The sequence below is a fragment of the Stenotrophomonas sp. AS012628 genome, assembly GCF_010608305.1.
Classification (GTDB): Bacteria; Pseudomonadota; Gammaproteobacteria; order Xanthomonadales; family Xanthomonadaceae; genus Stenotrophomonas; species Stenotrophomonas geniculata.
In genome coordinates, this window is the sequence record NZ_VMBJ01000002.1 from 162,531 (window position 1) to 176,688 (window position 14,158).

At 67.4% G+C, this 14,158-nt stretch carries 13 protein-coding genes and 1 riboswitch; of the genes, 9 read left to right on the forward strand and 4 right to left on the reverse strand.

Annotation, left to right across the window (positions count from 1 at the left end; translation table 11 throughout):
* Positions 1–122 precede the first annotated feature (122 nt).
* The 3 genes from G5A07_RS02310 to G5A07_RS02320 are packed head-to-tail and all read left to right on the forward strand — an operon-like array spanning position 123 to position 1,914.
* A complete protein-coding gene (locus G5A07_RS02310; RefSeq protein WP_010482756.1) occupies positions 123–755 on the forward strand; it encodes a YceI family protein in 633 nt (210 codons plus the stop codon).
* A 10-nt stretch (positions 756–765) separates the two neighbouring features.
* Positions 766–1,338, forward strand: a complete 573-nt coding sequence (locus G5A07_RS02315; protein WP_191862589.1) for a cytochrome b — start codon at positions 766–768, stop codon at positions 1,336–1,338.
* Between the two features lie 3 nt (positions 1,339–1,341).
* Complete coding sequence (locus G5A07_RS02320) at positions 1,342–1,914, forward strand: YceI family protein (RefSeq protein WP_019336389.1); 573 nt, start codon at positions 1,342–1,344, stop codon at positions 1,912–1,914.
* Positions 1,915–2,016: 102 nt separating this feature from the next.
* On the opposite strand, the gene G5A07_RS02325 is transcribed toward G5A07_RS02320, so the two are convergent.
* Positions 2,017–2,250 (reverse strand): glutaredoxin family protein, encoded by a 234-nt coding sequence (locus G5A07_RS02325; RefSeq protein WP_019338792.1) that lies wholly within the window; start codon positions 2,248–2,250, stop codon positions 2,017–2,019.
* Positions 2,251–2,350: 100 nt separating this feature from the next.
* Here G5A07_RS02325 and G5A07_RS02330 point away from each other — a divergent pair, with 100 nt between their 5' ends.
* The gene (locus tag G5A07_RS02330; RefSeq protein ID WP_010482751.1) at positions 2,351–3,733 is read left to right on the forward strand and encodes an L-serine ammonia-lyase; all 1,383 of its coding nucleotides are present in this window, start codon (positions 2,351–2,353) and stop codon (positions 3,731–3,733) included.
* Between the two features lie 71 nt (positions 3,734–3,804).
* Complete coding sequence (locus G5A07_RS02335) at positions 3,805–4,800, forward strand: alpha/beta hydrolase (RefSeq protein ID WP_171955147.1); 996 nt, start codon at positions 3,805–3,807, stop codon at positions 4,798–4,800.
* Between the two features lie 108 nt (positions 4,801–4,908).
* Here G5A07_RS02335 and G5A07_RS02340 read toward each other — a convergent pair whose 3' ends face one another.
* Genes G5A07_RS02340 through G5A07_RS02350 form a run of 3 tightly spaced genes read right to left on the reverse strand, consistent with a single transcriptional unit; the run spans position 4,909 to position 8,236 of the window.
* Positions 4,909–5,976, reverse strand: a complete 1,068-nt coding sequence (locus tag G5A07_RS02340; RefSeq protein WP_191862591.1) for a homoserine dehydrogenase — start codon at positions 5,974–5,976, stop codon at positions 4,909–4,911.
* Entirely contained in the window at positions 5,973–7,208 is a 1,236-nt protein-coding gene (locus tag G5A07_RS02345; RefSeq protein WP_010482748.1) for an O-succinylhomoserine (thiol)-lyase, read from the reverse strand. Before G5A07_RS02345 ends, G5A07_RS02340 begins: the two co-directional genes overlap by 4 nt.
* A complete protein-coding gene (locus tag G5A07_RS02350; protein ID WP_100446416.1) occupies positions 7,205–8,236 on the reverse strand; it encodes a homoserine O-succinyltransferase in 1,032 nt (343 codons plus the stop codon). The genes G5A07_RS02345 and G5A07_RS02350 overlap by 4 nt, the downstream gene beginning before the upstream one ends.
* A 77-nt stretch (positions 8,237–8,313) precedes the next feature.
* Positions 8,314–8,432: riboswitch (SAM riboswitch) on the reverse strand.
* A gap of 148 nt (positions 8,433–8,580) precedes the next feature.
* Between G5A07_RS02350 and G5A07_RS02355 the strand changes: the two genes are divergently transcribed.
* From G5A07_RS02355 to G5A07_RS02370, 4 genes are all read left to right on the forward strand, one after another.
* A complete protein-coding gene (locus G5A07_RS02355) occupies positions 8,581–9,465 on the forward strand; it encodes a M23 family metallopeptidase (protein ID WP_019338788.1) in 885 nt (294 codons plus the stop codon).
* Positions 9,466–9,531: 66 nt separating this feature from the next.
* Positions 9,532–11,136 carry a peptide chain release factor 3 gene (locus G5A07_RS02360; RefSeq protein WP_014038155.1) on the forward strand — a complete coding sequence of 535 codons (1,605 nt, stop codon included), beginning with the start codon at positions 9,532–9,534 and terminating at the stop codon, positions 11,134–11,136.
* Positions 11,137–11,348: 212 nt separating this feature from the next.
* Entirely contained in the window at positions 11,349–11,987 is a 639-nt protein-coding gene (locus G5A07_RS02365) for a hemolysin III family protein (RefSeq protein WP_191862593.1), read from the forward strand.
* Positions 11,988–12,060: 73 nt separating this feature from the next.
* The gene (locus G5A07_RS02370) at positions 12,061–14,034 is read left to right on the forward strand and encodes an AsmA family protein (protein WP_191862595.1); all 1,974 of its coding nucleotides are present in this window, start codon (positions 12,061–12,063) and stop codon (positions 14,032–14,034) included.
* Positions 14,035–14,158: the final 124 nt, after the last annotated feature.

A 14,158-nucleotide genomic window follows, 5' to 3' on the forward strand; every position in this document is an offset into this window, starting at 1 on the left:
CATGGCTGCAACAGCCTGTTTCCACCGGTGGACCCACCACGAACTGTTGCAGCCATGCACGCAACGTTGGCAGGGGGCTGTGCGTATGATCGCAACGTCCCCCTTTCCGGAGCCCGCCATCGATGCGTCCCTGCCTGGCCCTGCTGCCGATGCTGCTCGCCACCGCCCCCGCCTGGGCGGATGCAGATACCTATCGCCTCGATCCGGTGCATACGCGTGTGCTGTTCACCATCGACCACGCGGGTTACTCGCAGGCGATGGGCACGGTCTCCGGCAGTGAGGGCCGCCTGCAGTTCGATCCCGACAACTGGCGCGAGGCCACACTGGATGTCGAGGTCCCCGTGTCGCGACTGGACCTGGGTGATGCCAAATGGAACCAGGCCACGCTGGCCCGCAGCCTTCTGGATGGCGAGCGTTTCCCGAAGGCACATTTCGTCTCCAGCCGGGTCGAACCGATCGATGCCAGGCGCGCCCACGTGATCGGCACCCTGACCCTGCGCGGGGTCAGCCAGGAGATCACGCTGGACGTGACGCTCAACGCCATCAAGCGCTATCCCCTGCCCCCGTTCCGACGCACCGCCGGTTTTTCCGCCAGCACCACGCTGAGCCGGCGCGCGTTCGGCATCACCGCCTGGCCGGGCGTCATCGGTGATGCAGTACAGCTGAGGATCGAGGCTGAAGCCACACTCGACCGCAGCGACGCCCCGGGAACTCCCGCTCCCGTTCCACACTCCGACCCCAAGACGGCCCCCTAGAGGACCCTTCATGACCGCCAAGAACACCCCCGCCGCCTGGGGGAGTGTCAGCCAGATCCTGCATTGGTTGATCGCATTGCTGATCCTCGCCCTCGGCATGGTCGGCCTGACCATGGGCGAACTGCCCAAGACCCCCAAGTATTTCTGGGTCTATACCGCGCACAAGTCGATCGGCATCACCGTGCTGGCGCTCGTACTCTTCCGCCTCGGCTGGCGCCTGTATGCCGGTGCCCCCAAGCCGGTGCCGGGCGTGCCCAGCTGGCAGGAACGCATCGCCAGTGCCACCCATGTGCTGCTGTATGTGCTGATGTTTGCCATCCCGCTATCGGGCTGGCTGTACGACTCGGCCAGCGGCCTGCGCCCGTTCCGCTGGTTCGGCCTGGTCGACGTGCCCAAGCTGAGTGGCCCGGACCCGCAGGTCGTTGCGGTATCCCATGCCATCCACGAATACGGCTTCTGGCTGTTGATCGCGGTGGTGCTGGCCCATGCCGGCGCTGCCTTCTACCACCACCTGTTCCAGCGCGATGCGACCTTGTCCCGCATGTTGCCGCGTGGCTGGCTCACCTCCCCTCAGAAGGACTGACCGATGAACCTGAAACTGACCACTCCGGCCGCCGTGGCCGCCGCCCTGGCCGGCATGCTGGCCACCGCCCCGGTGCTCGCCGCCGACTACGCGCAGGCCCCCGGTGCCGGTTCGATCCTGGTGTTCGCGACCAAGTACGACGGCGAAGTGTTCACCGGCAGCTTCCCGGGCTTTGCCACCAAGCTCAGCTTCGACCCGGCCAACCCGGCCGCCGGTTCGCTGGACGTGGTGATCCCGCTGGCCGGCGCCAAGAGCGGCAACAGCGACCGCGACTCGACCCTGCAGACCGCCGACTTCTTCAACGTCGGCAAGTTCGCCACCGCGCGCTACACCGCCAAGGGCTTCCGAGCGGTGGGCAACGACCAGTTCGCCGCCGACGGCACCCTGGAACTGCGCGGGGTCAGCAAGCCAGTCACGCTGACCTTCACCTGGAAGCCGGGCACCCAGCCGGTGCTGACCGGCAAGGCCACCGTCAAGCGCCTGGACTTCGGCGTCGGCAGCGGTGACTGGGCCGACACCAAGACCATCCCGGACGAAACCGCGATCAGCACGATCGTGAAGTTCGACGCGAAATGAGCGATGGGCCGGGGCACGGCCCCGGCCGCATCCTGTAGAGCCGAGCCATGCTCGGCTGCCGTCCAGGTCGCGCTGCGCGCGTCAGCCGAGCATGGCTCGGCTCTACAGTGAGCTTTCAGCCAGCCAGGCCTTAACCGTGGCCGCGTCGAACGGCCAGTCCAGCTCACGGTCACCGCGCTCGTCGCGCAGCACCGGCACCCGCGCGCCGTAGCGCGGCTCCAGCGCCGGCTGGTCATCCAGGAACACCGATTCGAACTCCGGCGCCCTGGCCTTGGCCAGCTCGGCCAGGGCCATGTCGCACAGGTGGCAGTCGTCACGCTGGAACAGAGTCAACACCGGATGGGACCCCTTGGCGGAAATGCTGCGCCGCAGCCATGGAAGTGCGGCATGAACCGCTAGAATAGCGGTCTCTTCCGGTACCCGCAGTACGGCAACCATGGCTGTCAGCACGTTCGACGTTTTCAAGATCGGCATTGGCCCGAGCTCCTCGCACACCGTCGGGCCAATGAAGGCCGCCGAGCGATTCATCCACCGCTGGCTGCTCGATCCGGGCCGCCTGCACGAAGTCGCGCGCATCCGCGCCGATGTCTACGGCTCGCTGGCGCTGACCGGCCGCGGCCACGGCACCGACAAGGCGATCCTGCTGGGCCTGGAAGGGCAGCGGCCAAACCTGATCGACCCGGACATCATTCCGGCCACCCTGGAGCGCATCCGCAGCAGCAAGCGCATCCAGCTGATGGGCCAGCACGAGATCGCCTTCGACGAAAAGCGCGACCTGGGCATGAACAAGCGCCAGAAGCTGCCGTACCACACCAACGGCATGCGCTTCACCGCGTACAACGCCGAGGACGAAGTGATCGCCACCCGCGATTACTACTCCGTCGGTGGTGGCTTCGTGGTCAACCAGGACGACGCGGCCGATGACCGCATCGTGCCCGACGAAACCCCGCTGCCCTACCCGTTCAAGAGCGGCGACGAGCTGCTGGCGCAGACCGCGCGCAGCGGCCTGAGCATTGCCCAGCTGATGTTCGAGAACGAGAAGTGCTGGCGCAGCGAAGACGAGATCCGCGCGCAGCTGCGCGAGATCTGGAGTGCGATGCAGTCGTGCGTGGCGCGCGGCATCCGCGAGGAAGGCGTGCTGCCGGGTGGCCTGAAGGTGGGCCGTCGTGCACCGGCGCTGTACCGCGAGCTGTCGTCGAAGCCGGAAGCGGCAATGCGCGACCCGCTGACCACGCTGGACTGGGTCAACCTGTACGCGCTGGCGGTGAACGAAGAGAACGCCGCCGGTGGCCGTGTGGTGACCGCGCCGACCAACGGTGCGGCCGGCGTGCTGCCGGCGGTGCTGCATTACTTCGACCGCTTCTGCCCCGGCGCCAACGAGCAGCGCGTATTCGATTTCCTGTTGACCTCGGCAGCGATCGGCATCCTCTACAAGGAAAACGCCTCGATTTCCGGCGCCGAAGTGGGTTGCCAGGGCGAAGTGGGCGTGGCCTGCTCGATGGCGGCCGGTGGCCTGGTCGCGGCGCTGGGTGGCAACCCCAGCCAGATCGAGAATGCCGCAGAAATCGGCATGGAACACAACCTCGGCCTGACCTGTGACCCGATCGGCGGCCTGGTGCAGATCCCCTGCATCGAACGCAACGCGATGGGCGCGGTGAAGGCAATCAATGCCTCGCGCATGGCGATGCGTGGCGACGGCAAGCACAAGGTGTCGCTGGACAAGGTGATCAAGACCATGCGCGATACCGGCCGCGACATGCAGGACAAGTACAAGGAAACCAGCCGCGGTGGGCTGGCGGTGAACGTCATCGAGTGCTGAGTCGTAACGCCGGACGGCACCGTCACCGCGTTCCGGTTAGGCTCGGGGCTCCCTTGCCCCCGGACTACCCCATGCGCGTGATCGCTGCCGCCCTGCTTGCCTGCCTGCCGCTGCCTGCCCTGGCTGCGCCGACCTACGGGCCACGCCTGGAAGGCTTCGACTACGGCTATCCGGTGAAGACCTTCGCACTGGAATCGCAGCGGCAGCCGCTGGAAATGGCCTACCTGGACATCGCGCCGAAGAAGGCGCCCATCGGTGTGGTGGTGCTGCTGCACGGCAAGAACTTCTGCGCCGCCACCTGGAAGGAATCGATCAAGCCACTGGTTGCCGCCGGCTACCGGGTGATTGCACCGGACCAGGTGGGCTTCTGCAAATCCAGCAAGCCCGAGCGCTACCAGTATTCGTTCGCGCAGCTGGCCGCCAACACCCATGCCCTGCTGCAACAGCTGCAACTGGGCGATGTGCCGGTGCACCTGGTCGGCCATTCGATGGGCGGCATGCTGGCGGTGCGCTACGCGCTGATGTTTCCGCAGGACCTGCGCAGCCTGTCGCTGGTCAACCCGATCGGGCTGGAAGACTGGAAGGCGTTGGGCGTGCCGTGGCGCAGCGTGGACGCGTGGTACGCCGGCGAAATGAACATCAGCTATGACAGCATCCGCCGCTACCAGCTGGAGGTGTACTACGACGGCAAATGGAAACCGGCGTATGAACCGTGGGCGCGGATGCAGTCGGGCATGTACGAAGGCCCGGGCAAGCAGGCTGTTGCATGGAGCCAGGCGCTGGCCTCGGACATGGTGTTCAACCAGCCGGTGGTTTACGAACTGAAAAACCTGCAGGTGCCGACTACGTTGTTCATCGGCCAGAAGGACCGCACCGCGATCGGCCGCGACCTGGCGCCGCCTGCGGTGAAGGCGACGCTGGGCAACTATCCGGTGCTCGGCAAGTCCGCGGCCGCGACGATTCCCGGCGCCACGCTGGTCGAGTTCGCCGAACTGGGCCATTCGCCGCAGGTGCAGGACCCGAAGCAGTTCAACGCCGCGTTGCTGAAGTTCTTGAAGTCACGCTGACCGGCAGGGCGCCCCTGTAGAGCCGAGCCCACGCTCGGCTCATGCGGCAGGATGGGGATTCTGCCAGGAGCAGCCGAGCGTGGGCACGGCTCTACAGAAGCGGTGCGATCAACCCACGATCCGCAACACATCATCCAGCAGCGCGGCGGCGGTGACTTCCGCGCCAGCGCCCGGGCCCTGGATCAACAACGGCTGGCGCTGGTAACGGTCACTGTGGATGGCTACGCGGTTGTCGTTGCCCGCGCCCTGCGCCAACGGGTGATCGGCCGGCAACTCGCGCAGGCCCACCTGCGCACCCGCGCCATCGACACGGCCAACGAAACGCAGCACGTGGCCGTTGTCGCGCGCCTGCCGCCAACGCGCCTGCAACGGCGCATCCAGCTGCTCCAGTGCCCCCAGTGCATCCTCCAGCGGCAACGCTGCCAGCGTTTCAGGCACCAGTGAATCCACCTGCACCTGCGAAGCATCCAGCGCCAGCCCGCTGCTGCGGGCCAGGATCAGCAGCTTGCGCCGCACGTCTTCGCCGGACAGGTCCAGGCGCGGATCGGGCTCGGTGTAGCCGGCCGCCAACGCTTCGCGCACCGCCGCCGAGAACGGCGACTGGCCGTCGTAACGATGGAACAGCCACGCCAGCGAACCGGACAGCACACCCTCGATGGCATGGATGTGATCGCCACCGGCCACCAGCGCGCGCAGGCTGCTCAACAGCGGCAGGCCGGCACCGACGGTGGCGCTGTCGCCATAGCGCGCACCACTGTCTGCGCAGCTTTCGGCAATCGCCTGCGCGCGTGCGAGCTGCGCACCACGGCCCAGCTTGTTGGCGGTCACCACGTGCACGCCGCGCGCCAGCCACTGCACGTGGCGTGCGGCCACGTCTTCGCTGGCGGTGGCATCGACCACTACATCGCCACGTTCCAGTCCTTCGGCGCTGGCCCACGGCGGCGAACTCTGGCCATCGCGCGGTGCACGCCGTGCCAGCTCCAGCGGCAACACCAGGTCACGATCGATCTCCAGCGCAGTGCGTGAATTGGCCAGCCACTGCACGCTGGGCAGTTCCAGCCCACGCGCCCGCAATGCTTGGTAACGCTGCACGAAGGCCGAGCCGACCGTGCCAGTGCCCAGCAGCGCCAGGCGTCCCACGCCCAGCGCAGGAATGTCAGCGGCGAGCGCGCTCATGCATCCACCACCTGTTTGCGACGCGCGGCCGCATCAATCACCGCTTCGGCGCGCTGCAGCGCGGCGCCCAGATCTGCCAGCAGGTCACGCTCGGCCTCGATGCCGACAGACAGGCGCAGCAGCCCTTCGCTGATGCCCGCGGCGGCGCGCGCTTCGGCGGTCATCGCCGCATGGGTCATGGTGGCCGGATGCGCGATCAGGCTTTCGACGCCGCCCAGCGATTCGGCCAGGGTGAAACAGCGCAGGCCATCGACGAAGGCACGCACTGCGGCATGCGGATCATCGCCTTCGCAGTCGGCCAGTTCGAACGACAACATCGCGCCAAAGCCGCTTTGCTGGCGTGCGGCGATGGCATGCCCGGGGTGATCGGCCAGGCCCGGGTAGTAGACCCTACCGACTGCCGGATGCTGGTCCAGCAGGGCAACGATCGACGCGGTGTTCTCCTGGTGCACGCGCAGGCGCGCATCCAGCGTGCGCAGGCCGCGCAGGGTCAGGAAGGCATCGAACGGCGAACCGGTCAGGCCCAGCGCGTTGCCCCACCACACCAGCTGCTCGTGCAGTGCCTGATCGCGCGCGACCACCGCACCACCCACCACATCGCTGTGGCCATTGATGTACTTGGTGGTGGAATGCAGCACCAGATCTGCGCCGAAGGCCAGCGGTTGCTGCAGCGCCGGCGACAGGAAGGTGTTGTCGACCACCACGAGTGCACCGGCCTTGTGCGCGGCATCGATGACGAAGCGCAGGTCGGTGATGCGCAGCAGCGGGTTGGACGGGGTTTCCACCAGCACCAGCTTCGGCTGGGTGGCCAGCGCCTGTGCCAGTGCACGCGGATCGGTCAGGTCGGCGGTGACCAGTTCGAAGTGGCCCTTCTTCGCCAGCGCATTGAACAGGCGCCAGCTGCCACCGTACGCATCGTGCGGCACCACCAGGGTATCTCCCGGCTGCAGCAGTGCATTCAGCACCAGGTTGATCGCCCCCATGCCGGTGGCGGTGATCACGCCGCCGGCACCGCCTTCCAGTTCGGCCAGCGCCTCACCCAGCAGGTCGCGGGTGGGGTTGCCACTGCGCGTGTAGTCGTACTGGCGCTTGTTGCCGAAGCCTTCAAAGCTGAAGTTCGACGACAGCACGATCGGCGGGGTGACCGCGCCATGGGCGGTATCGCGATCGATGCCGGCACGGACGGCGGCGGTGGTGCGACTACAGGACGGCTCGTTGGCGTGCAGGCTCATGCGGACTCTCCAGAGGTGCGGAAGGCGGTGGCGAGGATCGCGTCGATGCGATCGGTTTCTTTGAGGAAGGCGTCGTGGCCGTAGGGCGAGCGCAGCACGCGCAGGCTGCCGCGCGGGCCCAGACCTTCGACCAGGCCGACGAGGTCGGCCAGCGGCACCAGGCGGTCGCCCTCCACGGCCACCACCACGGTCGGCGGCAGGATCGCGGCGGGGTCGACGCGGTGCAGGTCGATCGATTCGGACAGGCGCAGGTAGGCGGTCACCGGTGTGCGCGCGACGTACTGCGCGCCGGCGGCGTCGAGATAGTCTTCGGCGGCCACGCGCACGCGGCCGTTGATCACTTCCGGCGCGGCATCGAAGCGCTCGCCGAATTCTTCCGGGGTGCGGTAGCTGAGCATGGCGAACTGCCGGGCCAGCGCCAGGCCATGATCTTCGCCGCACTGCAGCTGGCCCAGCGCGACGGCGCGGCGCTGCAACGCGCGCCAGGCGGCGGCATACGGGTGCGGGCGATGCGCACCGCTGGCCAGCACCAGCTGGCGCACGCGGGCACGATGACGGATCGCGAACTGCTGGCCGACCAGCGCGCCATACGAATAGCCGACGAAGGCTTTCAGCGCGCGGATGCCGAGATGATCCAGCACCAGCGCCAATGCGTCGGCCTGATCGGCGGTATCGATCGGCACGTCCAGCGCACCGTCGGCGCCGATGAAATCGAACGCCAATACGCGCAGCTGCTGCGGATCCAGCGTGCGCCCCCTGCCGACCAGCTCTTCGGCCCAGCCCTTCTCGCTGAACTGTGCGTTGGAGGCCACATGGCGATGCGCGGAGATGCCGCCGGCCAGTACCACCACCGGCGCGTTGGCCGGGCCGACCCACTCGTAGCGCAGGCGCACCGGGCTGGGGCCGGCATGACGCATCGACAGCACCGCGGCGAACTCACCGCGCTCGGCATGCACACGGTCTTCGACCGGCACGCTGACGGGGACAAAGGGTTCGGGGCGAACGGCGGTACTGGTGGCGAAGCTCATGGCGGGATCCGGTTGGGGAATCGGCCATCGAGCCTTCGCGGGGCCCGCGTTCGAGATGCACGTGTGGTGCATGGTTCGAACCATCTTTCGGTGGACGCCACGGTCCCCGCAGGATTTGGCACCTACGCGGACGCTTGCGCGCCTGCGGGCTGCCCCGGCTTCAAAGGGCCTGTCCCTCTGCCGGTCTCGATGGTGAGGCCACGATGCCAGCCCTTCCGCGCACTGTCAATCCCTTCATGCGGATAAAGCGATGAATATTTTCGTCCCGGGTATGCGAGGGGCGTCGCGGTTGTCCCGTTCAGGATCCGGTACAGTCCCGGCGGTCCCTGCCGCTGGAACCCCCGATGCCACGCCTGCCCCTGACCTGGCTGCTGCTGCCCCTGCTGGCGAGTGCGACGGCCAGCGCCGGCGACTGGCGCCAGGGCTGGGGACTGGTGCCTCCTCCCGCTTCTGCCGCCCGCGCAGGCGATGCCGAGGCTGCCGCACCGATGGCCCAGCTGCGCCTGCAACCGGTCGGCACGCAATGGCAGGCCCGTATCGACAACACCCTGGCCGGACCGCTGCAGATCGAGCTGCGCGCTGCACCCGGACACCCGGTCGAAGGGCTGCCGGTGCAATCGCTGATCCAGGGCGACAGCAGCCTGGTGGTCGGCCACCTGCCTGCCCCGCACGACGGCCGCACGCTGGACCTGCGCCTGCAGTCGGTACCGGGCAACCCGGCCGCACAGGCCGAGGATGTGGCCTATCGCCTGCCGTTCGATGCGGCCCGTCCACGCGTGGACCAGGCGCCGCAGGGCCGGTTCAGCCACGACGACGAGGAAAACCGCGATGCGGTCGACTTCGCGCTGCCTGAAGGCACGTTGGTGCTGGCCGCACGCGAGGGCACGGTGATGCAGATCCAGGATGGCTTCCGTGGCAACGGCCAGGACCGCGAACGCGATGGTGGCCGCGCCAACTTCATCCGCGTGCTGCACAGCGACGGCAGCATGGCCCTGTACGGCCACCTGCAGGCCGGCGGCATGCGCGTGCGTCGCGGCCAGGCGGTGGGGGCCGGGCAGCCGATCGGCCTGTCCGGCAACAGTGGCTACAGCAGCGCCCCACACCTGCACTTCGTGGTACAGGTCAACCGCGGCATGGGCCTGCGCTCGGTGCCGGCACGCATCTTCGCCGAGCAGGGCCAGCTGCAGTTCGCCCGCCACGGCGAGGCCGACGGCGGGATCGGGCGCTGACCGGCCCCGGCCGGTATAATCGGGCGCTTATCTCTTTGAAAAGCGCCCCGGGCGGGCGCCACTGCCATGTCCGAAGTCGCCAACGAAGCGTCGCGTCGCCGCACGTTCGCCATCATTTCCCACCCTGACGCCGGCAAGACCACGCTGACCGAAAAGCTGCTGCTGTTCGGAGGCGCGATCCAGATGGCCGGTTCGGTCAAGGGCCGCAAGGCTGCCCGCCACGCCACCTCCGACTGGATGGCGCTGGAAAAGGAGCGCGGCATCTCCGTCACCTCCTCGGTGATGCAGTTCCCGTATGAAGGCAAGATCGTCAACCTGCTCGACACCCCCGGCCACGCCGACTTCGGCGAGGACACCTACCGCGTGCTGACCGCGGTGGACTCGGCGCTGATGGTGATCGACGTGGCCAAGGGCGTGGAAGAACGCACCATCAAGCTGATGGAAGTGTGCCGCCTGCGCGATACGCCGATCATGACCTTCATCAACAAGCTCGACCGCGAGGGCAAGGACCCGATCGAGCTGCTGGATGAAGTGGAAACCGTGCTGGGCATCCAGTGCGCCCCGGTCACCTGGCCGATCGGCATGGGCCAGCGCCTGAAGGGCGTGGTGCATCTGCTCACCGGCGAAGTGCACCTGTACGAACCGGGCCGCAACTTCACCCGCCAGGACTCGACCATCTTCCCGTCCATCGATGCCCCAGGCCTGGCCGAGAAGATCGGTGCACAGATGCTGGCCGACCTGCGCGACGAACTGGAACTGGTGCAGGGCGCCAGCCACCCGTTCGACCTGGACGCTTATCGCGCCGGCAAGCAGACCCCGGTGTTCTTCGGCTCGGGCGTGAACAACTTCGGCGTGCAGCCGCTGCTGGACTTCTTCGTCGAGCATGCGCCGTCGCCGCAGGCACGCTCCACCACCGGCCGCGAGATTGCCCCGGAAGAGAACAAGCTGACCGGCTTCGTGTTCAAGATCCAGGCCAACATGGACCCGCAGCACCGTGACCGCGTGGCGTTCATGCGCGTCTGCTCGGGCCGTTTCAGCGCCGGCATGAAGACCTTCCACGTGCGCACCGGCAAGGAAATGAAGCTGGCCAACGCCCTGACCTTCATGGCCAGCGATCGTGAAATCGCCGCCGAAGCGTGGCCGGGCGATGTGATCGGCATCCACAACCACGGCACCATTTCCATCGGCGATACCTTCACCGAAGGCGAAGCGGTCACCTTCACCGGTATTCCGAACTTCGCCCCGGAGCTGTTCCGTCGCGCACGCCTGCGTGATCCGCTCAAGCTCAAGCAGCTGCAGAAGGGCCTGGCCCAGCTGTCCGAGGAAGGTGCGACCCAGTTCTTCCGCCCGCTGACCAGCAACGACCTGATCCTGGGTGCGGTCGGTGTGCTGCAGTTCGACGTGGCCGCGTACCGCCTGAAGGACGAGTACGGCGTGGAAGCCACCTTCGAGCCGGTCAGCGTGACCACTGCGCGTTGGGTCCACTGCAGCAACGAAAAGAAGCTGGAAGAGTTCCGCGAGAAGAACGCACTGAACCTGGCACTGGATGCGGCCGGCCATCTGGTCTATCTGGCACCGACCCGGGTCAACCTGCAGCTGGCACAGGAACGTTCGCCGGATGTGCGCTTCTCGGCCACCCGCGAAGCGGCGCATACCGTTTCGGTGGGCTGATGCCACGGGGTCGGATCCCTTTCCGCAGGAAAGGGCTCTGACTCCTGCAGTGCCGGGCGTTCATCCACGCATGGCGTGGATCTACCGAGCACGGGCTCGTCAGCGCAACGCAGGGATTCACCCACCATACGGTGACGGGCGTGCACACGGCGGCCATCGCGGCGATGATAGGGGGACGCGGGTCCCCCTCCCCGTGAACGATGCCCATGCCCATGTCGACGACGTCCATTGCTTCGATCCGTGAAGAAATCGCCAGCGCCCTGACCCATGGCCTGGGCGCGGTATTCGCCCTGGCAGCCAGCGCGGTGTTGATTACCCTGGCCGCGATCTACGGCGACGGCTGGCAGCTGGCCAGCGCGATCGTGTTCGGTATCGCGCTGTTGCTGCTGTACACCGCCTCCACGCTGTATCACGCCATCCAGCATCCGGTCGCCAAGGGCCGGTTGAAGGTGTTCGACCACTGCGCGATCTATGTACTGATCGCGGGTACCTATACCCCGTTCACCCTGATCGGCCTGCGCGGCCCGTGGGGCTGGGGCCTGTTCACCGCGATCTGGGCACTGGCGCTGGGTGGTGTGGTGTTCAAGCTGTTCTACACCGGCCGCTTCAAGGCGCTTTCCACCGGCATCTACATCGCCATGGGCTGGCTGGTGATCGTGGCGATCAAGCCGATGCTGGCCTCGATCGACGGCTGGACGCTGGGCTGGCTGCTGGCCGGCGGCCTGTCGTACACGCTGGGCACCTATTTCTATCACCGCGAATCGATCCCCTATTCGCACGCGATCTGGCACCTGTTCGTGATCGGCGGCAGCGTCTGCCACTTCGTCGCGGTGACCATGCAGGTGCTGTAACGGCGCGGGTTGTGCACACCACGCACATGGACGCTTCGCGCCCCGTCCACGATGAAGGGGCAACCATGGCAGCGTGAATGCTGCCGCCTCCCCTGCCGCAACGCGCGCTTCCCGCTGGCGCCTCCGCAGACCTGGCCCGCGCGGCCGGCGCTGGCTCACGGTCCTGGTCTTCCTGCTGGCAGTGATCCTGGTGGTGATCGCGCTGTGGGACTGGAACTGGTTCAAGGGTCCGGTCGAGCGCGCGGTGCAGGCACGCACCGGTCGTGCACTGCACATCGGCCACCTGGATGTCGACCTCGGCCGCACCAGCACCATCCGTGCCGATGCGATCACCTTCGCCAATGCCGCCTGGGCGAAGCAGCCGAACATGGCCACGGCCGACCGCGTCGAGATCGACGTGCGGGTATGGCCCCTGCTGCGCGGCAGCGTACAGCTGCCGGAAGTGCGCCTGACCCGACCGGACGTGCTGCTGGAAACCGCCCCGCGCAAGGGCGAGCCGGGCAACTGGGATTTCCTGGGTGACAGCAGAGGCGGGACAAGCCCGCAACTCAAGCGCCTGCGCATCGACGACGGCCGGCTGCAGTTCCTCGACGCACTGGGCCGCACCGACATCCGCGTGGGCGTGCACAGCGGCCAACCGAAACAGGCCGATGCCTCGCCGCCGCTGCTGGTGCGGGGCAAGGGCCGCTGGCAGGGCAACCCGTTCACCCTGCAGGGCGGTACCGAATCACCGCTGGAACTGACCGACAGCGACCACCCGTTCCGCATCCACCTCGACGGCCGCGCCGGTGCCACCCACGCAGTGGCCCGCGGCACGCTCACCAACCCCTTCCAGCTGCGCGTGTTCGACCTGCAGTTCGCGCTCAGTGGCCAGGATCTGGCCGATCTCTACCCGCTGCTCGGCATCGCCATCCCGCCCTCACCGCCCTATGCGTTGGACGGACGCCTGAAGCGCGACCACAACGTCTGGCGTTACGACGGCTTCACCGGCAAGGTCGGCGACAGCGACCTGGGTGGCAACCTGCAGTTCGAGGTGGGACGCGACCGTCCACGACTGACCGCGACGCTGGAATCCAGGCGCCTGGACTTCGATGACCTGGCCGGCTTCGTCGGCGCGCCACCGAAGACCGGCGGCGGCGAAACCGCCAACGCAGAACAGAAGGCCGAGGCTGCACGCGTTGCTGCCCGTGCACGCGTGCTGCCCGACACGCCCTACAACCTCGGCAAGCTGCGCGCGATGGATGCCGACGTGCGCTGGAAGGCCCACCGCATCAACGCCCCTTCGTTGCCGCTGGACGACATGGATGCGCACCTGCTGCTGGATGACGGCGTGCTACGGCTGGACCCGCTGAACTTCGGCGTGGCCGGCGGCGATATCCGCAGCACGATCCGCATGGATGCACGTCAGCCGCAGATCCGCACCGCGCTGAAGGCCAGCGTGCGCGGCGTGCAGCTGGGCCAGCTGCTCCCGGACGCGAAGCTGGCCGAGCAGGCCAAGGGCGGCATCGGCGGCGAAGTGGACCTGAGCGGCCGTGGCAACTCGATCGCCGCGATGCTGGGCAGCAGCGATGGCAAGGTCGGCCTGGCGATGGGCCGCGGCCATGTCGGTAACCTGGTAATGGAACTGGCGGGGCTGGACATTACCGAATCGCTGAAATTCCTGGTGACCGGCGACAAGCAGATCCCCCTGCGCTGCGCCTTCGCCGACTTCGGCGTGCGCGACGGCCTGATGACCAGCCAGGCACTGGCGGTGGATACCACCGACACGATCCTCATCGGCGAAGGCACGGTCAGCCTGCGCGACGAGACCCTGGACCTGCTGCTGAAACCGCGCCCGAAGGACAAGAGCATCCTGGTTCTGCGCTCTCCGCTGCATATCAGTGGCACGTTCAAGGACCCGTCGTTCCGCCCGGACTTCAAGGCGCTGGGTATTCGTGGCGCCGTGGCCCTGGCGCTGGGCAGCATCGCGCCGCCGGCGGCGTTGCTGGCGACGATCGAACTGGGGCCGGGGAAGGATGCCGACTGCGGTGGGCAGTATGCGAAGTAGGTTTACAGCGTTGTTCGCGGCGCCTGCATTGATCGCGGCTTGAGGGGGACGGGTGACGCAGGCAGGACACGCCGCAAGTACGTCCCTGTAGCAACTGTGTTGAGAGATGGGCCTTGGCCCCGCC

Coding starts and splice junctions, on each gene's coding strand:
- G5A07_RS02310 (WP_010482756.1), top strand. CDS start 123: ATGCGTCCCTGCCTGGCCCTGCTGCCGATGCTGCTCGCCACCGCCCCC.
- G5A07_RS02315 (WP_191862589.1), top strand. CDS start 766: ATGACCGCCAAGAACACCCCCGCCGCCTGGGGGAGTGTCAGCCAGATC.
- G5A07_RS02320 (WP_019336389.1), top strand. CDS start 1,342: ATGAACCTGAAACTGACCACTCCGGCCGCCGTGGCCGCCGCCCTGGCC.
- G5A07_RS02330 (WP_010482751.1), top strand. CDS start 2,351: ATGGCTGTCAGCACGTTCGACGTTTTCAAGATCGGCATTGGCCCGAGC.
- G5A07_RS02335 (WP_171955147.1), top strand. CDS start 3,805: ATGCGCGTGATCGCTGCCGCCCTGCTTGCCTGCCTGCCGCTGCCTGCC.
- G5A07_RS02340 (WP_191862591.1), bottom strand. CDS start 5,976: ATGAGCGCGCTCGCCGCTGACATTCCTGCGCTGGGCGTGGGACGCCTG.
- G5A07_RS02345 (WP_010482748.1), bottom strand. CDS start 7,208: ATGAGCCTGCACGCCAACGAGCCGTCCTGTAGTCGCACCACCGCCGCC.
- G5A07_RS02350 (WP_100446416.1), bottom strand. CDS start 8,236: ATGAGCTTCGCCACCAGTACCGCCGTTCGCCCCGAACCCTTTGTCCCC.
- G5A07_RS02355 (WP_019338788.1), top strand. CDS start 8,581: ATGCCACGCCTGCCCCTGACCTGGCTGCTGCTGCCCCTGCTGGCGAGT.
- G5A07_RS02360 (WP_014038155.1), top strand. CDS start 9,532: ATGTCCGAAGTCGCCAACGAAGCGTCGCGTCGCCGCACGTTCGCCATC.
- G5A07_RS02365 (WP_191862593.1), top strand. CDS start 11,349: ATGTCGACGACGTCCATTGCTTCGATCCGTGAAGAAATCGCCAGCGCC.